Annotated in this window: 20 protein-coding genes; 2 read left to right on the top strand and 18 right to left on the bottom strand. The window is 38.9% G+C overall.

Going from position 1 to position 20,334, the window contains the following annotated elements; genetic code table 11:
- Positions 1-4: 4 nt before the first annotated feature.
- The 11 genes from ABNS49_RS03425 to ABNS49_RS03375 form a co-directional block, all read right to left on the bottom strand.
- Positions 5-1,318, bottom strand: coding sequence for a sugar phosphate nucleotidyltransferase (locus ABNS49_RS03425; RefSeq protein ID WP_289108568.1), 1,314 nt, complete (start codon positions 1,316-1,318; stop codon positions 5-7).
- Between the two features lie 3 nt (positions 1,319-1,321).
- Entirely contained in the window at positions 1,322-2,266 is a 945-nt protein-coding gene (locus ABNS49_RS03420; RefSeq protein WP_289197611.1) for a GDP-L-fucose synthase, read from the bottom strand.
- A gap of 19 nt (positions 2,267-2,285) precedes the next feature.
- On the bottom strand, positions 2,286-3,332 hold the full coding sequence (gene gmd, locus ABNS49_RS03415) for a GDP-mannose 4,6-dehydratase (RefSeq protein ID WP_348687906.1): 1,047 nt from the start codon (positions 3,330-3,332) through the stop codon (positions 2,286-2,288).
- Positions 3,333-3,486: 154 nt separating this feature from the next.
- A complete protein-coding gene (locus ABNS49_RS03410) occupies positions 3,487-4,332 on the bottom strand; it encodes an AraC family transcriptional regulator (protein WP_348687904.1) in 846 nt (281 codons plus the stop codon).
- Positions 4,329-5,498 carry a hypothetical protein gene (locus ABNS49_RS03405; RefSeq protein ID WP_348687902.1) on the bottom strand — a complete coding sequence of 390 codons (1,170 nt, stop codon included), beginning with the start codon at positions 5,496-5,498 and terminating at the stop codon, positions 4,329-4,331. Before ABNS49_RS03405 ends, ABNS49_RS03410 begins: the two co-directional genes overlap by 4 nt.
- 119 nt (positions 5,499-5,617) lie before the next feature.
- Entirely contained in the window at positions 5,618-7,090 is a 1,473-nt protein-coding gene (locus ABNS49_RS03400) for a hypothetical protein (protein ID WP_348687900.1), read from the bottom strand.
- A 31-nt stretch (positions 7,091-7,121) separates the two neighbouring features.
- On the bottom strand, positions 7,122-7,271 hold the full coding sequence (locus ABNS49_RS03395) for a hypothetical protein (RefSeq protein WP_348687898.1): 150 nt from the start codon (positions 7,269-7,271) through the stop codon (positions 7,122-7,124).
- Between the two features lie 201 nt (positions 7,272-7,472).
- The gene (locus ABNS49_RS03390) at positions 7,473-8,117 is read right to left on the bottom strand and encodes a hypothetical protein (protein WP_348687897.1); all 645 of its coding nucleotides are present in this window, start codon (positions 8,115-8,117) and stop codon (positions 7,473-7,475) included.
- A 468-nt stretch (positions 8,118-8,585) separates the two neighbouring features.
- Positions 8,586-9,914: a hypothetical protein gene (locus ABNS49_RS03385; protein WP_348687896.1), complete on the bottom strand. Its 1,329-nt coding sequence runs from the start codon at positions 9,912-9,914 to the stop codon at positions 8,586-8,588.
- Positions 9,871-10,209, bottom strand: coding sequence for a hypothetical protein (locus ABNS49_RS03380; RefSeq protein WP_348687895.1), 339 nt, complete (start codon positions 10,207-10,209; stop codon positions 9,871-9,873). Before ABNS49_RS03380 ends, ABNS49_RS03385 begins: the two co-directional genes overlap by 44 nt.
- Before the next feature lie 222 nt (positions 10,210-10,431).
- On the bottom strand, positions 10,432-10,749 hold the full coding sequence (locus tag ABNS49_RS03375; protein ID WP_348687894.1) for a hypothetical protein: 318 nt from the start codon (positions 10,747-10,749) through the stop codon (positions 10,432-10,434).
- Positions 10,750-11,691: 942 nt separating this feature from the next.
- On the opposite strand from ABNS49_RS03375, the gene ABNS49_RS03370 reads away from it, so the two are divergent.
- On the top strand, positions 11,692-12,450 hold the full coding sequence (locus tag ABNS49_RS03370) for a TRIC cation channel family protein (RefSeq protein WP_348687893.1): 759 nt from the start codon (positions 11,692-11,694) through the stop codon (positions 12,448-12,450).
- A 107-nt stretch (positions 12,451-12,557) separates the two neighbouring features.
- Here ABNS49_RS03370 and ABNS49_RS03365 read toward each other — a convergent pair whose 3' ends face one another.
- From ABNS49_RS03365 to istA, 7 genes are all read right to left on the bottom strand, one after another.
- Entirely contained in the window at positions 12,558-13,469 is a 912-nt protein-coding gene (locus ABNS49_RS03365; protein ID WP_348687891.1) for an SIR2 family protein, read from the bottom strand.
- 22 nt (positions 13,470-13,491) lie between these two features.
- Positions 13,492-13,923 (bottom strand): hypothetical protein, encoded by a 432-nt coding sequence (locus ABNS49_RS03360; protein WP_348687889.1) that lies wholly within the window; start codon positions 13,921-13,923, stop codon positions 13,492-13,494.
- A gap of 626 nt (positions 13,924-14,549) precedes the next feature.
- The gene (locus ABNS49_RS03355) at positions 14,550-15,851 is read right to left on the bottom strand and encodes a transposase (RefSeq protein WP_348687888.1); all 1,302 of its coding nucleotides are present in this window, start codon (positions 15,849-15,851) and stop codon (positions 14,550-14,552) included.
- A 77-nt stretch (positions 15,852-15,928) separates the two neighbouring features.
- Positions 15,929-16,789, bottom strand: coding sequence for an IS3 family transposase (locus tag ABNS49_RS03350; RefSeq protein ID WP_168353674.1), 861 nt, complete (start codon positions 16,787-16,789; stop codon positions 15,929-15,931).
- A 26-nt stretch (positions 16,790-16,815) separates the two neighbouring features.
- Complete coding sequence (locus tag ABNS49_RS03345) at positions 16,816-17,115, bottom strand: transposase (protein WP_277820874.1); 300 nt, start codon at positions 17,113-17,115, stop codon at positions 16,816-16,818.
- An 81-nt stretch (positions 17,116-17,196) separates the two neighbouring features.
- Positions 17,197-17,535, bottom strand: coding sequence for an ATP-binding protein (locus tag ABNS49_RS03340; RefSeq protein ID WP_348687886.1), 339 nt, complete (start codon positions 17,533-17,535; stop codon positions 17,197-17,199).
- Entirely contained in the window at positions 17,528-19,072 is a 1,545-nt protein-coding gene (gene istA / locus ABNS49_RS03335; protein WP_348687884.1) for an IS21 family transposase, read from the bottom strand. Before istA ends, ABNS49_RS03340 begins: the two co-directional genes overlap by 8 nt.
- A 117-nt stretch (positions 19,073-19,189) precedes the next feature.
- On the opposite strand from istA, the gene ABNS49_RS03330 reads away from it, so the two are divergent.
- A complete protein-coding gene (locus tag ABNS49_RS03330) occupies positions 19,190-20,203 on the top strand; it encodes a transposase (RefSeq protein WP_348687882.1) in 1,014 nt (337 codons plus the stop codon).
- The last annotated feature ends 131 nt before the right edge of the window (positions 20,204-20,334 follow it).

The following is a 20,334-nucleotide window of genomic DNA, read 5'->3' as shown; positions in this document are numbered from 1 at the left end:
AACCTCACTGCACGTCCACTTTGATTTTATCTTCTTTGCGAATGTCTTTACCGATTTGCACTTCGATCATTTGCAAGTCGGTCAACGCCTCCACCGAGTGGATTTGATTGGCTTGCATCGTGACAATGTCGCCTACGCCAATCAACCTTTCATTGTCGTTAATGATGCACTTCCCGCGGCCGGAAATGACCGTCCACACTTCATCCCGGTTTTGATGGTAATGCACGCTCATTTTGTTTCCCGCATACAACGTCACTTTGATCGTCAGACTTTCCTCGCCCACATCGAGCACCTGATAGCTTCCCCACGACTTTTCAGCAAACATGATTTCCTGTTCAATATCGTCGACGATTGGTTTGATATACGAAGACTGCTCCTTGTCTGAAACGAGAATGCCTTCCGGGGAGGCGGAAATGACCACGTCATCCAGTCCCAACGCGACAATCGGCACATCGAGTTCATTGATAATATGCACATTCTCGCACGTGCGATGCAGGATTCCCTTTCCAATCACGTTTTCATGCATCGTCTCCGTCAATGTGTTCCACGTTCCCACGTCTTTCCACGATCCGTTGTAACGAACCACTGAAATCGAAGGTTCCTTCTCAACCACTTCGTAGTCAAAGCTGATCTTTTTCAAAGACGAATAACGGGCAAACAAATCGTCATAGTCGACAAAGTCGATGAGAGAATGCGCCTTCTCCAATAAGTACCCCAGTTTAAACGCGAAGATACCGCCATTCCACAACGCACCCTGGCCAATGTATTCTCGAGCCAAATCCACGTCCGGCTTCTCTAAAAACCGGGAAACCGAAGCCACATGATCCAGTGAAGAAGGCAAGATATAGCCATATTTCTCACTCGGATACGTCGGTTCCATGCCCATTAAAACGAGGTTGGAAACACCCGAAGCCGCTACCGCTTCCAGCTCTTTCAACGCCTCATAATATTCAATATCCACATACGGGTCGACCGGACAGACAATCACAACTTCTTCCGGATCGAGTTCTTTCACATCCGCAAGGAAGGAAGACGCGAGCGCGATGGCCGGAAACGTATCGCGGCGATCCGGCTCGATCGAAATCGAAACCGAATCTCCCAGTTGGTTGTGAATCGAAGACGCCTGCGATTTGGAGGTGGCGATCGTCACCGAAGCGGATGGATCCACTTCCAAAATCTGGCGGTACACCCGCTGCACCATCGACTCGTATTCGTCGTAGTCGTTTTTAAAAAATTTGATAAACTGTTTGGAGCGCACATCGTTGGAAAGCGGCCAAAGCCGCTTTCCTGAGCCACCCGATAAAAGGATCACATTCATAATCTATCGCTCCGCCCGCATTGGATTGGATAAAAAATCTTCGTAAGATAAGCGGATTCCCTCTTCCAGTTCTGTCGAATACGTCCATCCCAGTTTTGTCGCTTTGGAAACATCCAGCAGTTTTCTCGGCGTTCCATTCGGTTTGCTTGGGTCCCAGCGGATCTCGCCTTCATAGCCAATCACTTTTGCGACCAGTTCAGTCAAGTCTTTGATCGTCAGCTCTTTTCCCGTTCCGGCGTTGACTGTTTCATTGCCGGAATAATTGTTCATTAGGAAAACGCATAAATTCGCTAAATCATCCACATATAAAAATTCACGCAACGGCGAACCGTCTCCCCAGCACGTGACGTACTCTTTTCCTTCGACTTTCGCTTCGTGAAAGCGACGAATCAGGGCAGGCAGCACGTGAGAGTGGGTTGGGTGATAATTGTCGTTTGGACCATACAGGTTCGTTGGCATGACCGAAATATAATCCGTTTCATACTGACGGTTTAAATATTCGCAATACTTCAATCCGGAAATTTTAGCCAGCGCATACGCTTCGTTGGTCTCTTCCAGCGACGAAGTCAAAAGACAGCTTTCCGGCATGGGTTGCGGCGCGAATTTTGGATAAATGCACGACGAACCAAGGAACTCCAGTTTCTTACATCCATTTTTCCAAGCCGAGTGGATCACGTTCATTTCCAACATCATATTGTCGTACATAAAATCGGCGAGCGCTTCGGAATTGGCGACAATCCCACCGACTTTGGCGGCTGCCAAAAATACGTACTCTGGCTTTTCGGCTTCAAAGAACGTTTGGACCGCGACCTGGTCGGTCAAATCCAGTTCTTTATGCGTGCGGGTAATGATATTCGTATAGCCTTGCCGTTGCAGTTCCCGAACAATGGCCGATCCAACCATCCCGCGATGGCCGGCCACATAGATTTTCGAATCTTTTTCCATCATGTTCTATTCCTCCTCGCCTTTATTCCGCGGCTAATTTCTTCTCTCGTTTTGCGAGTTCCCGGTCGTGTTTGGCCATGATCTCCACGAGTTCTTCGTACGAAGTTTTTTGCGGATCCCATCCAAGTACGGTTTTCGCCTTGGTTGGATCGCCCCACAAGTTGTCGACGTCGGTCGGACGGAACCAGGCTGGATTGACGCACACGAGCATTTTTCCGGTCTTGGCGTCGTAGCCTTTTTCATCGAGTCCCGATCCTTCCCAGCGAATCGTCATGCCATTGGCGGCAAACGCTTTTTCCGTGAAGTCGCGTACCGTATGTTGTTCGCCGGTCGCGATGACGAAGTCTTCCGGTTTTTCCTGCTGCATAATGAGCCACATGCATTCGACATAGTCTTTCGCGTAGCCCCAGTCGCGCAGCGAGTCCATGTTTCCCAGTTCCAAATGGTCTTGCAAGCCTTCGGCGATCCGGCCGGCAGCCAATGTGATTTTACGCGTTACAAAGTTTTCTCCGCGACGTTCCGACTCGTGGTTGAACAAAATGCCATTGACCGCGAACATGTTGTACGCTTCCCGGTATTCTTTCGTGATCCAGAATCCATATTGTTTTGCGACCGCGTAAGGAGAATACGGATGGAACGGCGTCGTTTCGCGCTGTGGCACTTCTTCCACCTTTCCATACAACTCGGACGTCGATGCCTGGTAAACACGGCACGTGTCAGTCAATCCTAAAATTCGAACGGCTTCCAAAACACGCAATGGTCCAAGGGCGTCCACATCGCCGGAGTATTCCGGCACATCAAACGAAACCTGTACGTGCGATTGAGCGGCCAGGTTGTAGATTTCCGTTGGTTTGACCAAACCAATGATCCGGATCAGCGAAGAAGAATCCGAAAGATCTCCTTCATGCAGCGTGATTTTGCCAAGCAAATGGTCGATTCTCGACGTATTGGACAAAGAAGCGCGGCGGACGATGCCATGCACCTCATACCCTTTCTCCAATAAAAACTCGGCAAGATACGATCCATCCTGCCCGGTAATTCCTGTAATCAAAGCGACTTTTCTTTCCATAATTTTTGTTCCTTTCATTTATCTATTCAAATCAATACAATAATCCTTATTCATTTAAAACGAATATAAATTATTTTACCGGAATCCGCACAAAAAAAGAATGCACATTCTTGGCATTCTTTTGGATTATATTGGTTTATAGGAATAGCTATTTCTACCAATTTTTCCGATACTCCCCCGGTGTCATCCCTTCCAGCTTTTTAAACATCCGGCTCAAATACTGGGCGTCTTTCCAGCCCACCGCTGCCGCGATTTCCTCCAAAGAACAAGTAGAAAATCGAAGTTTCTGCTTCGTAGCCGCAAGACGACAGGAAGACAAATAGGCGTTTACCGTCATTCCATACTTCTCTTTAAAAATCTTCGCCAAATAAAACTTGTTCATAAAAAACAGCGCCGATAAAGAATCCAAAGAAAGTTTCTCAAAATAATGAGACGCGATGTATTCCCGCACCTGTTCCAACTCGCCCCGCTTCCCGCTTTCCACAAATTCCGGATGCCATGACTCCGCCATTAACAACGTCATCAAGTGATTCAACACTTCGTTGATCCGCATATCCCGAATCGGATCCAGCGAGGAAGCCAATTCATAAACCGAAGACACGCATGATTCAAAGGAGGACAACGAGGGAGGACGAAACACGATCTGCCCTCCCCGCGAGCGATACTTCTCATACAAAGACTCCATTTGAAAGCCTGAAAAATGGATCCATGAAATCGTCCACAAGTCCGAGGATGTCGTATGCGAATACGGATGCGAACAGTCAATAAAACAAACATCCCCCGCACTAAGCAAATAGCTATCCTCTCCTACTTCCAAACAACCAGAACCAGAATGGACCAGCAGCAACAAATAAGAAGACAACCCGGACCGGGACTTGGTATGAGGCTCGAGAGCAGTCAGTCTTCCCACTTCCTGTAAAAACAGCAAGGCAGAACGCGCAAAAGAAGAGGGAGAGTAAAGGATGCGTTCTGTATAGACTATTTGTTTTTCCTTACTCATTTCTTCTCCTCAGCTTCCACTCTTTCGATATCCTTACCTTTCTTATACTTCCTAACAGCCCATTTTAATCGCCGTCTTTGAAACCCATTTAAAGCTGAGTTGTTTTTATCCACTTCAAATTCTTTTAATGACCAAACCTTCTTTTTAAAATCTACTTCAAATACTGCATCGCATTTTGCGATTTTGAAATATATCTTGTGAATTGGAGATTCTACCCTTAAAAAAATAGCTCTCTCAACATTATAAATTTCTCCATTTTTACTTATATTAACTTTACTTCCCATTTGTTTTTTATCCATTGCAATCAGCTGTGATAATGAAACATTGATTTTTTTGAGTTTTTCTTCTAAATTTTCCTTTACCTCATTATAAATATCCTCATAAACCAAATCTTGATATTTTTGTTTCTCTTCGTCACAAGGAATTGAATTTTCTATATATCCTAGACTTCTTGGCAAAGATTGTTCTTCAATATTTCCCACTTTTATAAAAATCGGCTTATCTAATTGAGTAGTCTTAAGTTCTTCAAGTCTTTCATCCACATCCAAGGAAAAAGATGCCTTATACTGATTGTAAAAAATATCCTCATAATGAATATCGAATATAAAAGCTTCATCTTCATTTCTTTTTTCAGAAAGAGCCATCAAAATAACATTCACTGATCCAGTTTCATTCGGCTCTAATCCATTATTTATTATTACTAACTCAGAACTATTATCGGGAAAAATAAGAGATGCTTGAGATATAATCGACTTTCCTTTATTTTTGATTTCAAATTTTATTAATAATTTTTCCGGCTCATTGTCATTTTGACGTTTATAATAAATTATGGATGGGGATGGAATATTTTCCCTCTTTATGGCAGAAGCTTTGATCTCTACCAAAGGATAATTTTCAAGTCTTAATTGGGTCGCAAATCGCTTATTTTCTTCTTTTATTATTTCTTGATTTTGCTCTTGAGTAAATTGAATTGTCCAGTACACACCTAACAATGTAATCAAACCACTAATATATGAACTATAATACCCTACCCATTCTGAATGATTATTGCCATCTACAAATCCAAATTGAGAAGGAGTATGTAACAATTTTTCAAGTAAAAAAGGAAACGCTACAAGCAAAACAACCATAATCGCTATAAATAAAAAATTTTTTTTCTTACTCATATGCCTGCCTCATAAAAATTTTCAATTTCAAAGAAAGTATTCTTTCTTCTTCGCAATATTCAATTAAATCGTTCATTATATCCATCATAATCAAACCCTCTTACTTGCTAAAGCCAAAACTATAGACCACAACCACTATTAACCCACTCACTATCCATATCAAAAATCTTTTGATAGTCAACCAACCGATTCAAATTATCCGCTCTAAATCGAGGATCAAAAAGTCCTTTATGATCTGAATTCTTTTCAAGAAATCTTTTGATCATTTCCATCAATTCAACCTTTTTTTCATTCTCAGCTAAATAAAATTGAAGAGTATATCCAAAAAGAAGAAGATTTTTAAATTGAAAATCATTCTGATCTTTATAGCTTATTTTCTCTAAATCTTTGACTGCATCATTCAATTTCTTTCTACATTCATCGGTAATATCACCCTTTTGGATTTTACAGTTTACATATTTCAAAATTGCAGAATAAGAACAATACAAAGTTTTTGAATCTTCTGGAAATTCCTCTAAAATCTTTTCATAGAAACTCATCGCCTCTTCCAAATTTCCTAATTTCTCATGAATATTTCCTAAATGGCGAAAAGATGTCGGATACACAATCTTTTTATCTTGTCTCTGTGTGCTTTCCAACGCCCATTTTCTGGCTTCCTGTAAAAAGCTTTCATATTCTAATACTTCAAATAAAAGCAAATAGGAGTAGGCAAGCGTATTGTAATGCTTCGTCAAGCATAGATTGGATAAGTTCGCTATTTCTCCACTATTGAACAATTCATTAATTACCTTCAATCTTTCAATTGATTGACTAAGATCCGTAATGAATTTCGAAACGTTTCTTTCTCTTTTATAATATATCGCTCGAAAAAATAAAAAATCGCTTTCTCGAATCACCAGGTAAATATCCCTCCACTTTGATTTTTCCAAACCAAAAAGGGTTTTATTAACTTTCTGAACCAATTCTAATCCTTGAGTACTGTAGTCTTGCAAGTAATGAAAGTATTCTCCCGTATAATAAATCCTATAGGTTCTATTATACAATTCTTCAATTTCAATGATCGTACATAAAGATTTTGGGTCAATTTTTTCCTGAAGTTCTTCACTAAACTCGTAAAACAATTCATACCACGTATTCTGACGATCCAAAGCAGAACGAAAAAGCACCTTCTGCAAAGTATTCGTTAAACCAACCGACTCATTTTCCACATCTTCTAACAGTTCATAAGTCTTCTCATTCCTCTCGTCAATTTTTTTTATTTCTTCCTCTATCTTAGATTCGAGAACTTCGTATTGCTGCGTTAGATTTTCTTTCATTATATTAAGCTCATTATCCAGCATCTGCTTGGTTCGGTCTAAGTTTTTATACACTTCGTTCTTATCCAAGCTATTGTAAATGTTGATACCTACCCAGAATGTTACAATAATAGAAAAAATAGTAAGCAATATGCTACTATCTCCTTCCGAACCATCGAACTCTCCAGTAAAAATTAGAAACACCATTTTTACAGAGATTCCAAAAATAGTCAATAACACTGTACCAAACAGAATATAAATCGTCCAATTCCGCATTATTCTTACATACTTTTTCATCCCAATTCTCCATACTTTCCTTTTTTCTATCTTAATTCATCTTATTTAATTCATTCACAGCATCAAAATACCCTAAGGAATCCATTCGCTCATAAATTAAATTTCCAACAATTCTATACCCAATTGCATTAAAATGTACCTCATCCGATAAAAAGCATTTAGGAATCTTTCCATTCTCCATATCTTCTTTATCCTACTCTGTAAAATTGATTGGATAACCAAGCGCATTCGCGTCATTCACAGCTTGCTGAGAGCCCATATATTCACGCAGATTAATATATTTATCCCCATACTCGGCTGACATTGCATTTTCCAAACTTGCGCGTTCCGCAGCCGTAAGAGTATGTAACCCAACAATGATATATCTATCTTGATTTGCCGTTTAGTGATTGATCATCGCTCTTTGCTGGTCAATCAAAACATTCGGATCATTATTCCATCCACCATTCTGTCCTATAAATATAACTGATAGATAAGTCAAGTATTCCTCATCATATTTAGGAACAAGTGGAGTTCCAGCGGTTACTGTCTTACTCTCTCCTTCTTTATTACGAATAAAAGAATAAGAATACTTAGCCGATGTGTATGTTTCTTGTTGAATGGAAAGAGTGCCTTCTACACCATCAATACTAACGACCTCAAATCCAGCATTTCCTTGCCGTAATGGAGAGCCGCCATCAATCTCAATCGAAACCGATGTCCGCTCTTTTGGAATCGTAAAGTCATGTCCCACTGTCATTGGCATGACACCATTTCTCCCCAATATCGTATCTGTGTTTTCTCCACCAACTCCCATATTTATTACAGGTACATTAAACTGATTCACACGCGGAGAAGAAGCAAGAAACCGATATTCCTTCGGCAACAAAGCTGAAAAATCTAAATTTTCACCTATTTTAGAAGACAACTCTGAAGAGATCACGTTAGGATACGTCACACCATTTCCTCCAGCTCCCGCCGTCAAGGAATCTCCCCAGCAAATAATACCCGGAATAGATTCTTTAAAAGAAGCATTTACATTATTCACTTTCCCAAAGAAAGCATCTTGTACTTCATCATATTCCTTCTGCTCTTTCTCTTGAACCTTTTCTGTTTCAAGTAGCGCAGTTTTATTTTCACTAGATTCAATTAAAAATAAAACCCCAAGAGATACTATACCAGCAACAGTAAGTCCCCCCCCATTTATAATATTTATTCATCTTTTTACCTCCTACAAGTAATTAAAATCACCTTTTCTGTGACATTATACTATATATCCATAAGTGGGAAATAGAATCACGTCTATAAAAAGTCCTTCATGTGTAAAAACTCTTTAAACAGATGTACTCTCATCTTATTTCCCAATACTATTTTATGCATCCCTTAATCCAGCGGACCATTCATTTGATGATAGAGTATCTCATTCCGTTTTTTTAATCTTATGATATATACTGATATCATAACAATCCATTGTTCATATCATCATTTAAATATATATCCTGAAATATAGAATTTTTTAAATAAATTGGTTTTCTAATTTTACACCCATTTCTGTCGCCAATGCGAAAAAATCATCTTTTTTCAACTTTATAACCCCTTTATTGGCGCTTCCAGTCACTAGTATATAGTTCGTAGTGATTGAATCCCGATAAGAAAAAAATAAATTATCGTATTGCGAATCAGCTCTTTCTTCTTTTAACATAAAAATAGAAACAGGAGAAATAACTCTTTGGCCGAATTTTCCATTTATAACATTTTCCGGTACTAACGCATATTTTGAATCACTATAGTTAACTGAATAATTACATGGCAAAATGATATATATCCATTCCTTTTCAGATGAATAGCCCTTATCTTTTTTATATAAAACAACCGTTTTCAAAAGTAAAGTATCTTTTAAAAAATCATCTTCCCCTTCTAAACTTTTCAATAATCCGTTTGAATCTGGTCCAAAATGATCTTTTTTTTCATAATAAAGAATTCTATGTTTTTCTAAAAAAATTATTAATTCCTCATTTTTTGAACTCTCATTTTTCACTTCTTCATCTTTTTTATGAGCTATAGCATAGATAAACTGTCCAAATTTTCCTTGTTTCGCATGATTTTTATCCGCCTCTCGAATCTCATCAAGAACCGACCTATCGTATTCATTAATTTTTATTATTCCAGAAAGATATGGATAAGTGTAAATATCAATATCAGTTTCTTTAAAACTTTTTAAAACGGCGGTTTTAATATTTTTCACTGAATAGCTTTTATAATTTTTTAGTAAAGGTGAATCTTTCTTCTTTTCATAACCAAGCCGAGAATATAGTGCTGTTATGGGTTTATTGGCCTTTCTATTTTGAGAGTTGATTAAATCGAAATAATCTTGATTATAAAAAGAAATAAATAAAACACCTGTATCTGATAGCCAACTATATATATAGCGAATAAACTCAGTTAAATTACTAATTCGGCTTCCTAAGCCAAATCCAACGACTATAACATCCGCCTTTTTATTTATTTGATTCAAACATTCATTTACTACATTCAGTAAGTCTAACGAATATAATTTAATATTTACATTATCACCAAATAGTTTACACTTCTTATTTAGTTTCTTCATAAATTCATAAGCATGAAATGATTCAGTAAACAAAAAAGCTTTTTCACTTTCTTCAATTACATTATGTGTTATTAATGAATTGAAGGCCCCAAATTCAACAATAACGGGTCTTCTTTCTTTAAAATCCCCACTTATTTCTTTGAAAATCAGAGATCTCTCAAAATAAATTGAATGTCTTGATAAATAGTCATAATTATAAATATCCTTTATAAGAGTTTTTTTTTGCAAATCTTTCAATTTTTTTAGATCCCATAAGAGGATTTGAGATTTTATTTATGTTATCTGAATGATTATTAAAAATTATTTCATCTTCTATAATTGGGAAATAACGAATAATCTTATCAAAAATCAGTTTTGCATATCTATGCTGATTTAATGATTTAGAAATATTTTTTTCTTCTTTTTCCATGACTAATCCTTGGATCGGTATAGAATATAATTCTTTTTCCCTAATGAATTCAAAAAATAGATTATATTTTTTCATTAACTTTTCACGAAAATTTGAATCAAAAGGTATTGCTTCTTTATCCATAATATCCACGAATACCAGAATCATTTTTATACCTTCATCATCCTTTAAGTTATCAATAATATTTTCTATACTATTTTTTTTTGCACTCTAAAATAAACCCTTGATTCGCAAAAATAATTGCCAATGAATAATTATCTCGAAAATTTAAAATCAAATAATTTAATTCAGAATCTTCTCCCCCGCCTAAAGAAGGAATAGAAATAGAACTTTTTTCATTTCTCCTTATATTTTTAAATTCAAATTTTTTTGGTGTTCTTGTATATTGCTTTTTAGGCTATCAATTATATTAGTTCGCCCAATATAATCCTGCATGGTTAAAGAAGGCTGTAAGTCTAATAGCTGTTTAATCAGATTATGAAAGTCTTTTTTATCTTTATTTTCATCAAAAATTTTTTTAACCTCATCATATAAAATTCCGTTCTTATAAAACTCTTCAGCAACATAATCAGACAATTCCTCATAATCATCAACAATACTTTTTTTGAGATTCGAGATGAATTTTTTAAATGTAGTTTGATGCACTATTTTTTGTTTTTCCACAATACCAGTTTTCTAATATCGATTTATTTACTTCTGGTAAAGAAGATAATTTATAGTTTGTATATTGTTTTTTATCCCTAAAAAACTGTACAAAAAGTGATGCTAATTTTGTTCTATTGATTCCCACTTTTATAACCCTTTCTTTCTTAAAATAGTGTAGAGGGGAAAACAATCATTTTGCGCCCCTCTCGTCGCACCATACATGCGAGTCTCGTATACGGCGATCTATCTGTATTCGTTTAACCGTTTGACTTTGCAAGATTTTCGCAGCCATCCCCATATCTTTTAATACAGATTTCGCTTCTGCTCCTCGCTTGGCTTGTATAGGACAACTTTCGAGTTCCATATCGCTTGTTCCCAGCGGGAAACACTATACAAACAATCGGTCCTTCATCCTGATCCGGACTACTATGACCTCAGCTGACTTCTTGCGACAAACCTTTTTCGACCATCATTTTCGTTACCGATCCCTGTTTGAAAGGTTTCGGATTCAATGTCCGCAAGATCTCTCGGGGTAAGATGTCCATCTTTCGTTCCAAGCCTCGTGATTTACCGGTTTGGTCTTTACGTTCTACTCTTCGGACTTTAGTTTGTGTTGCAACCTTGTCCACCATTTGGCCTTCTATCACGTTTCCGTTCGTAGACTCGAGAACTTTGCTCCCTCACTTCCTTCACCCTCGACCTCACGGTCTGCGGCTTGTGGTTCGCTACACTTGGCAGTAGACTACCCGTGGTCCGGACTTTCACCGGCTAGATGTGCATCATGCCCGACATACTGAAAAAATATCTAAAGGTTTCTAATAAAAATCAAGGGAGTTACAAAACTTCTTTCTACCCTAAAATTTTTAGAAATTCCCTCGAATTCTCCTTCTCGATTGGGTTAAAATCAACTCGCCCACAAAAAGGCAGAGACAAGTTTTGAGAAGTAAAGGAGGATTATCTATGAATTCAAAAACTATCGTTTCGCTATTTAACTTTTGGGGAATTTGTTCATGTGCATTACAGGGCGCCAAAAAAGAGGCTAAAAAGAAAGTAGAGAAAATTTTCTATTCTCTCTTAAATTCCTTCGGAGGAGGCTTTTTAAGAGATACCCTATTACTTAAGCGCATCCCTTGGATCATGACCATATCGGCGCTACCTTATTTAATCTGGATTGTTCTTGTTTCAATAATTTATTTGCTAATCGTTGATTCCAAGATATTTAAAAAATATTTTAAGGATTTCGATGTATTCATTTATCTTTTAGATATATTCTGTCTTAGTGCTTTTATAGTCATTGGCATTGACACAGCGATGGAATATACAAGTAATCCCTCTGTAATTATCTTATCCGGATTTATAACGGGTAATGGGGGTGGAATTTTAGTGAATATCCTATCATCTCCACACCACTTTCTAAAACATAATAATATACACTATTTTTTAACTGCATGGCTTGGATGTATCTATTATTATTTCGGTAATGATATTGCTTTTTTAACTCTCTTTATTCCCGTTATGCTCTTTCTTAACAATCCCCAATTTAAAACAGTTATTGCTCACTACGCAATATTATTGAACCCTGTATTCTACTATCCGCAAGTTGACTTTCTAACGCAAAATTTTATATCAAATGACACAACATCATGTAACAGAAAAGCTAGTGTTTGCTTTTACAAAGCAAAAAAATATTTGACTCTACAACGAATTCGCCAATGCTAAATAGAAATTTATCTTAGCAAAAGGTTTTCTAAACCTTTTGCTAAGACTTTTATTATTATAGCTGCTATTATTCGCTTAATCTATCACTTGAGGATAACTCTTTTATTTTAAGGTTTTGGCCTTGGAGAACATTTCTCTAGTTCTCTCAAAAAATCTTTCATTTGAGAATATTCCTCAAAGGTAATAATATCAACCCTGTGCTTATCACTCAAAAATTCTCTAATCGGGGTTACTTTATCTTTTTTTAGCATAATATAACATCTTGGCAGGTCTCTCCCTTTGGAGTTCCAGTTTAATGTCATATTTAAATCGCTGACTATATCTTCAAAATGAGGATCACTTCCTCCATAGCCTGCAAAAATCACAGAATTAGTTAAAAAAACAGAGTTTATTATGAGTCTAAATCCAGGATTATGTTTCATAATCGCAAGATAATCATCTTCTGTTAAAATGAATTCATCCAATTTAATATTCGCGATTTTTCCATGTGCATGAATAATTGCCATTTTTCCAGAATATATTGCCATAGAAAGATTCTGTTGTTCTGTATAACTATATGATTTCGTTAAAAGACTTGTATAACCTTCTTTACTTGCCGCTTGTTCAAGCAAATTATCATAATTTGTAGTTATGATATGCTTGTAGTTCGTCGAAACAATTATTTCATGATAATCACACGGTTTCGCACTGAAAAAAAATTCACTGAGCATATCTTCACAAAAATCTGTATTAATCCCATGCATCTTTACTTCTTTGATTTTGCCCTTCAAGGCAGTAATAGTAGATATTAGATTTTTATCTTTATTTATCTTTGCGTCATTAATTATATCCGTAAATTGATCACATGAATCTAAACTTTCATTCAGCTTTTCACATATTTCTATATATTTATCAACAAAACCATCCCATGCAGGCAATCCTGATTCCACCGAAATACCTGAACCCGCAAATATGGACAGTCTCCCTTCAGAGAGTACCTTTTTAAGTATTGGCAAGGCTTCATCCATGGTATATTGCATAAATTAATTCCCTTCCCACTAGTTAAATTCCCCATGTTGCAATATATGCCATCAAACAATCCATATTCCATTTCTCAACCAGTTCTTGATTAACAAGAAACGGGTAATTTTTTTCAATAATTTTATTGAAAAACTTTGTATAACTCTTCAAAAAGCTAGCTAAATAGTTTTTATCAATTTTACTTTTTGATTTTGAAAAACATAAAAGATAATTCATGAATTTTTCACATTTTTTCTTAAATGAAAGAATGTACTCATCCTTCTCACCATATTCCAATTCAATCATTTCTACCAATCCTTTACAATAAAGAATAAACATATAAGTATCATCATATATAGCCCTATAGGCCTTTTCTGTACCCTTTATCTTTTCCATCTTGTGTAGCTTTTTAATCATTTTATATCCGTTTTTTTTCAGATCTCTATTCGTTTTTACAACAGATTTAAATTTCATAATATATCCCTCACTTCACTCATAAAATGCTATCAAAAACCTCTAGAAGTCAGTAAATAACGTCCATTCATTTATTGGCTTCTACTCTACAACTTAACATCTTCTTTACTGGATTAGCTAAGTGAAAAAGCTAATATTCAAAGACCAAACCAATACTAAGAAACACTTACAATCTCCTCCCCTCCTACAATGCACACAGGATGGTATCCATAAGAAGAGTCGGTTAATCAAAACTTCCGCCACTATATACATCTAGATAATTGTGGATAATGAAAAATGAATATTAGAAATGTTTCTAAACAAATACGTTCCATTTTATCAGCATCGCTTTATCCAATTTATATTGGCTCTTTCCTCTTATCTTTCTATTCTACTTCTACCGCCTTATCCCCTCTCTTTCTATTTATCCGGTAAATAAAGTCATATATCAGATTATATTTAACATATAACATTATCTATTGGATTTCAAAGGCATTTCTTACCAAACATTCTAACATAGAAAACCAATTACACTAATAGATATTTTACTAATTACTATAAAAACTTTGAAATATTTTAGAACTTAGAAAAAAAGCATTCACCTGTGAGAACCTCTTCCCACAGATGAACGCCTCATTTTCTTTGCTTCATCCGCATTGCTCTTTGACTTCGCCATTCCACGGCATCACTTGATCCAGGATCTCATCGGTCAGCTGGCCGAGCTTTCCGTTCAACTTTTCCAATACATAGCGTATGTATTGATACGGTACGAGCTCGTTCGCTTTCGCGCTTTCCACAATGGAATACAGTACGCCGCAGCTGTTTCTTCTTCTATCACTTCCAGCGCGTCCACGAAATATGCGCCCAGCATAGCGCTCTTTGGTCGTGATCCACCTGATTGTATCCGCGTAATCGTCGGTGATCTGGATGCCGGTGAACCCGCTTAAAAAGCTGGCTGCGTATTTTCCTCCTCGTCCTGGCGTGTAGTCGAACAATCGGACCGGATGTTCGCTTTCCCTTACCGAGCTGTACACCCACATGTAGGACTTGGTCGTATCCTTTCTTCCTTCTTCGCCTTTGACTTGGATCGTTGTCTCGTCGCAGTGGATGTATTCTTCTTTCAATAGATGGCCTTTCATGCGTTCGAATAACGGCTCGAAATAATTTTCGGACGCAAGCATCATCCAGTTCGACATCGTCCTTCGGCTGATCGGCAGCTTCCAGCGGTCCCACTCTTTTTCCAACTGATAGTACGGTACGCCTTTGACATACCGCTCGTTGGCGATGTAGGCGATCGTCTGCGCACCGGCATACAATCCGGGTATCAGGGCGTCTGGCGCTTTCGTTTTATAAAGAACGCCTTCCCCGTCGTTCGTACACGCAGGGCAGGCGTAACTTTCCGTACACATATCTTCAATGATGATCAGCGGTGGAAGGATCTTCACGATCGTCCGCACTTTCTCCTCGCCGATCTTTATCATCCGTCCTCCACACCACGGGCACGTCTTTTCCTCTTCGCTCGCTTCGATCAAAACTTTTTCATGCGGGAGGGAATCCAGATCGTCGGTCCGGTTTGGACAGCGGCGGCGTTCGTGCGCCTTGACCTTCCGGGTCTTTTCTTCCGGTTTCGGTTCCGGATAGTCCATCGTGAACAACGGCTCCATGTTTTCCATCATTTGGATCGCTTCCGCTTTCTCGCTCTGTCGTCCAAAGAGCATCTTCTGCTGCTTGCGGATGATCGCGTCTTTTTCCTCGATCTTGTCGTACAGCTTTTCGATCAGTGGTCCTATGTCAAGAAAACGGATAAAATAAATAGATTTTTTTATTTCCTGACTGCGCGCTTGGTAGTCTGACTCGAAAAATTTCTTCCGCTTCCTCTCTTGACACCGGGTCCCTTTTTCCCCTGAACCACTTTCTTTGCCATCACCCAATTTCTTGATCGTATACATTGGGTTCGATGGCCTCCCTAGCTTATCAGGGGAAAGCCCGCTGTAAAGAGTGCTTCAGAATTTTTTCTCTTTTCACGCTACTTCTTACGTTCTTGCTTGTGCCATTCCATTTCATAGTCATTGGGCGATTGGTATTCGCAATGACTGTGGATCCGGATCGTGTTGTACCAGCCTTCGATGTATTCCCACACGAGACGGGACGCATGCCGATAGTTTTGGATCTCGCATCGTCCTAGCCATTCTCGCTTGATCAATGAATGAAACGACTCGATACACGCGTTGTCGTACGGCGTGCCTTTTTGCGAATAACTCCGCTTCATCCCCCTGGTCATTTGTTGATACAATTCGCATGTATAGTGGATCCCGCGGTCTGTATGGATGATGAGCGGCTGGTCGATGTGACGTACAGTTTTCGCCATTTCGATGCATTCCAGCACTTCGGTCACTTCCAACGTTTTTGACAATTTCCACGCGATGATCTTCCGGGAATAGAGATCCATGACGCATGTCAGATACACGAATCCGGACAATCTCGTTCGGATGTAGGTGATGTCGCTACACCATACCGCATTCGGCTTTTCTGGTGAGAATTGTCTCTGCAATTCGTTTTTCAACTCGGTATGGAAACAGCTGTCCACGGTTGTTTTTACGCCTTTTTTGACCCATTGAGCCTGTATGTCCATCTCGCGCATATACAGCCCGACAGTACGCGGTGAGATCACGATCCCTTGTTTTTCGAGAACTTTTGCAATCTTGGGTGCTCCATAGTTCTGGTGACTCTCTTCATAAATATCTTTGATCTGTTTTTTCACTTCTTCTTTATGAAGCGCCTGTTGGCTTGGTTCTCTTTTTAGAAAATCGTAATACCCGGAGGTGGAGAGCTTTAAAAGATGCAGCACTCTGGACACGGAGAAGCGAACTCCGGCGTTGTGTTCCAGTGTGACAAGTTCATAGATGACTTGTGTTAATTTCCCAGAATGCTGATGGCTTTTTTTAGGATTTTCAAAGCCTCCTGCGTGTCACGCAATTCTCTTTGAAGCCGTATGTTTTCTTTTTCGGCTTCTGAAGAATAATGACCGGATCCTACAAATGGAACTTCGTGGTTTGGGTTGGCTTTGGCTTCGCGTTTCCAACGGGCCAAGGTGCTTTTTCCGACTTCCAAATGATCGGCGCATTGCTGGACGGTCATGTCAGGATGCGCGTAGACATAATCCACCGCGTTCTGTTTAAATTCGGCTGTAAATTGTTTTTTCTTGTTTGCCATAGATCTTTGCTTCCTTTCGTAGATAGTATAGTTCCATGACATAGGTTTGGTAAGTTAGACTCTCTATTCGGATTATCCTATTTATATTCTAACTTCAGCCCCGACAAAGATCACATTCAATCCTTTTTCAAGGTAATTGTTTGTGGCCAGCTCCTCCATTTGAGAGCGATCCAGTCTTCTTTCGGGATCATAGTTGATCGCTTCCATATTGGCGGACGAATCATAGAAATGCGCGTTCTTTATATAACGCTCGATCGTATGGTTGACTCGGCTGGCGTACTCCATTTCGATCAATTCCGAAAACCGTTCATCAAAAGATAATTGGCCATAAGCGGGATCTGCCATTTGAAGTTCATATTGTTCGGCCATGACTGGCAACTTCATATGCTTGAGTTTGGTCATCAGAGCTTTTTTATCCATTGGATTTTCCTCCGTAATACTCTTTCCCTCTTACGAAGGCGTATACGTCGCTTTCCTTTTGGCGACCGCTCTTTTTATCTTTCAAATCTTGATTCGATTGGAGTATCATTTTAATATTTTTGTATCCAGGCTGACTGATGTGCTCCAACGCCAATTGACACGCATCTTCCAGTCTGGCTTTTCCATATTTGTCTGCGAGTTTTAGAAGCGACATGCACCCTTTATACGCTTGCTCTTCCACCTTGTATCGGGCGAATAATTTTTGGATGACGGTCAAAGTGTTTTCGCCAATGGAAGCAGCCCATTTCATGAATCGTTCTTTATTCCACTGGAATCGCTGATGGTTTTCCGGCATATGGCTTTCATTTGTCGAATATTGATTTACACGCCCGTACAGGCGATCGTGGGTGCAGATCTGATTCATCTTATAGTAGATCGTGACTGTGCTTTGCGTGAGTTTGACGTCCACATAATTTCCAACATATTCATGAGGTACGGAATAATTCATTTTTTCTACCGCTACATGATAATTCAATTGGACTTTGGCTCTTTTCCATACACTCATTTCAAAAGGATATTCAGGAAGGGGCTTCATGAAAGGAAGCTCTTCTTCCATATATACTGTTTTTCTTGATCCTTCGCGTTTTTGAAATGGTCTTGTGTTGAATTTTTCCAATTCTTTGAGGATGGCGTGATTCAGGTCTTCGAATGAGTAAAACTTCCTGTTTCTAAGTTTTCCGACAATGGCTACTGTACAATCACCTACAGTGCCTTCGACTGCTGCTTTATCCTTTGGTTTGCGAACTCGGGTCGGAATGATCGTCGTGTCATAGTGATCGGCCATTTCCTGATAAGACCTATTTAGGATCGGATCCTCGTATTTTTTATTGGAGACAACGCCAGTCTTTAGATTATCCGGAACGAGAAGTCGTGTCACACCATTGAAGAAATCATAAGCCTGGATATGGCAGTCAATCCAGTCGCCAATTTTCATACTCGGACAAGCTTGCACGTAACTATACATGCTAAAAGGCAAAGTCGCCTCGAATAGGTAAGCTGGAATCATTTCGCCGGTATAGCGATCATAAACGGCCATTTTTGTTCCATTCCAATCGACCATCAATTTATCTCCTGGCTTATGATTGATGTGCATCGTAAGATTATGTTTTTTGACATAGTCCCGATACTTTTCGCAAAAGTAGCTGTATTGGTAAAAGGGAGCCTGGATGGATTGACAGGCATCTGCATACTCTTCCCATAACAGTTTGATCGTTGTGCCGGGTTTCAACAATTCTTTGTGGATGTATCCAAAGTCAGGCTGTTTGATGGATAGATTGATTTTCAAATCTTCACTAAACAGTAGATTTTGAACATCCGGCTCGCTCAGGTCCTGGATCGAAGACCAGCAGATTTTTTTAGAGTCAGCCCTATTGAAAATTTTCCGAATCGTATCTCTGGAAATCTTCAACGCTACAGAAATCTGGCGCTGACTATAGTTTTGGGAACGCATTTCCAAAACTTTTTTAACATCCCGCATAAAAACACCTCCTAATTGCAAGATTGGACGAGTATATGAAAATACTCATCCATAGATATCTTACAACTGGAGGTTATATCATTGAGTTGAAATCGGTGGACTTGTCTAGCGGATTCAGTGGCCTTCGCCACTGTTTTTACTGGACTTATTTCAGCGTATTGGGTGGGCTTGTCGCCACGTAATATTCATCTTACCATCCGTCTCAAACAGCGTAGATGGCGCTGTCCTGCTTGCGGTCTTCAATTCAATGAAAGATTCCCTTTCGTAGAACGTTATAAACAGTTTACCAACCTTACTCCGATCCTTGTGCTCGATGCCTTGAAGGATCTCAACGCTTCCACTCGTTCAGTCGCTCGACGGTTCAATATGTCAGACACACAAGTTCATGACCTGTTCACCGCTTATGTCGATATGCAGCGACTTCCTCTCACCGAATATATCTCGATTGATGAAGTTTACCTAAATATTGATCCGGAACACAATTACGCTTTCGTCATCATGGATTTCGCGACAGGCGAGATCATCGACATCGTCGAGAATCGCCGGCAGTCTACATTGGAGGAATACTTTCACCGCATCCCGCTGGATGAACGTTGTATCGTAAAAGGCATCATAAGCGATGCCTACAAACCTTATATGGAATACGTTCCTCGCTTCTTTCCCAATGCGTCCTCTATCTTGGATTCATTCCACGTCATGAGCTTCATCAATCATCAGCTCAACATTTATCTGAACGATTTGATCCGCAGTAAAAGGGAGAAATTGAAAAAAGAATGGCTCAGAAACCATCCTCATCTTGGGCCCAGGGACTTTACTCCATCCGATACTAAAGAGATCATCCTGCTCAGGGATTATCGCTGGGTACTTCTCAAAAACGAACGGGACATCAATCGGTCTTATCGTCGGTACTATCACCCCAAGCTCAAAATGAATGTCGATACATCAACCATTGAAAACATGTTCTTCGAGATCGACCCGCGGCTGAAGCGGATGCATGGATTGAAAGAAGATTATGTATCATTCAACCACATGAGATTCGAAACGGAAAAGGAAGCAGCCTTCGCATTGAAGATCCTGATCCAAAAATACCGACGATCCACCATGGAAACCTTGAAGTTAGAATATAAATAGGATAATCCGAATAGAGAGTCTAACTTACCAAACCTATGTCATGGAACTATACTATCTACGAAAGGAAGCAAAGATCTATGGCAAACAAGAAAAAACAATTTACAGCCGAATTTAAACAGAACGCGGTGGAT

The sequence above is a fragment of the uncultured Dubosiella sp. genome (assembly GCF_964018005.1).
GTDB lineage: Bacteria > Bacillota_I > Bacilli_A > Erysipelotrichales > Erysipelotrichaceae > Dubosiella > Dubosiella muris.
This window is presented reverse-complemented; position numbering and strand designations above follow the sequence as displayed.

Excerpts from the sequence above, each read along its gene's own strand:
- ABNS49_RS03425 (WP_289108568.1), bottom strand. The coding sequence starts at position 1,318 with ATGAATGTGATCCTTTTATCGGGTGGCTCAGGAAAGCGGCTTTGGCCG.
- ABNS49_RS03420 (WP_289197611.1), bottom strand. The coding sequence starts at position 2,266 with ATGATGGAAAAAGATTCGAAAATCTATGTGGCCGGCCATCGCGGGATG.
- gmd (WP_348687906.1), bottom strand. The coding sequence starts at position 3,332 with ATGGAAAGAAAAGTCGCTTTGATTACAGGAATTACCGGGCAGGATGGA.
- ABNS49_RS03410 (WP_348687904.1), bottom strand. The coding sequence starts at position 4,332 with ATGAGTAAGGAAAAACAAATAGTCTATACAGAACGCATCCTTTACTCT.
- ABNS49_RS03405 (WP_348687902.1), bottom strand. The coding sequence starts at position 5,498 with ATGAGTAAGAAAAAAAATTTTTTATTTATAGCGATTATGGTTGTTTTG.
- ABNS49_RS03400 (WP_348687900.1), bottom strand. The coding sequence starts at position 7,090 with ATGAAAAAGTATGTAAGAATAATGCGGAATTGGACGATTTATATTCTG.
- ABNS49_RS03395 (WP_348687898.1), bottom strand. The coding sequence starts at position 7,271 with ATGGAGAATGGAAAGATTCCTAAATGCTTTTTATCGGATGAGGTACAT.
- ABNS49_RS03380 (WP_348687895.1), bottom strand. The coding sequence starts at position 10,209 with ATGGATAAAGAAGCAATACCTTTTGATTCAAATTTTCGTGAAAAGTTA.
- ABNS49_RS03370 (WP_348687893.1), top strand. The coding sequence starts at position 11,692 with ATGAATTCAAAAACTATCGTTTCGCTATTTAACTTTTGGGGAATTTGT.
- ABNS49_RS03365 (WP_348687891.1), bottom strand. The coding sequence starts at position 13,469 with ATGCAATATACCATGGATGAAGCCTTGCCAATACTTAAAAAGGTACTC.
- ABNS49_RS03360 (WP_348687889.1), bottom strand. The coding sequence starts at position 13,923 with ATGAAATTTAAATCTGTTGTAAAAACGAATAGAGATCTGAAAAAAAAC.
- ABNS49_RS03355 (WP_348687888.1), bottom strand. The coding sequence starts at position 15,851 with ATGTATACGATCAAGAAATTGGGTGATGGCAAAGAAAGTGGTTCAGGG.
- ABNS49_RS03345 (WP_277820874.1), bottom strand. The coding sequence starts at position 17,115 with ATGGCAAACAAGAAAAAACAATTTACAGCCGAATTTAAACAGAACGCG.
- ABNS49_RS03340 (WP_348687886.1), bottom strand. The coding sequence starts at position 17,535 with ATGGATAAAAAAGCTCTGATGACCAAACTCAAGCATATGAAGTTGCCA.
- istA (WP_348687884.1), bottom strand. The coding sequence starts at position 19,072 with ATGCGGGATGTTAAAAAAGTTTTGGAAATGCGTTCCCAAAACTATAGT.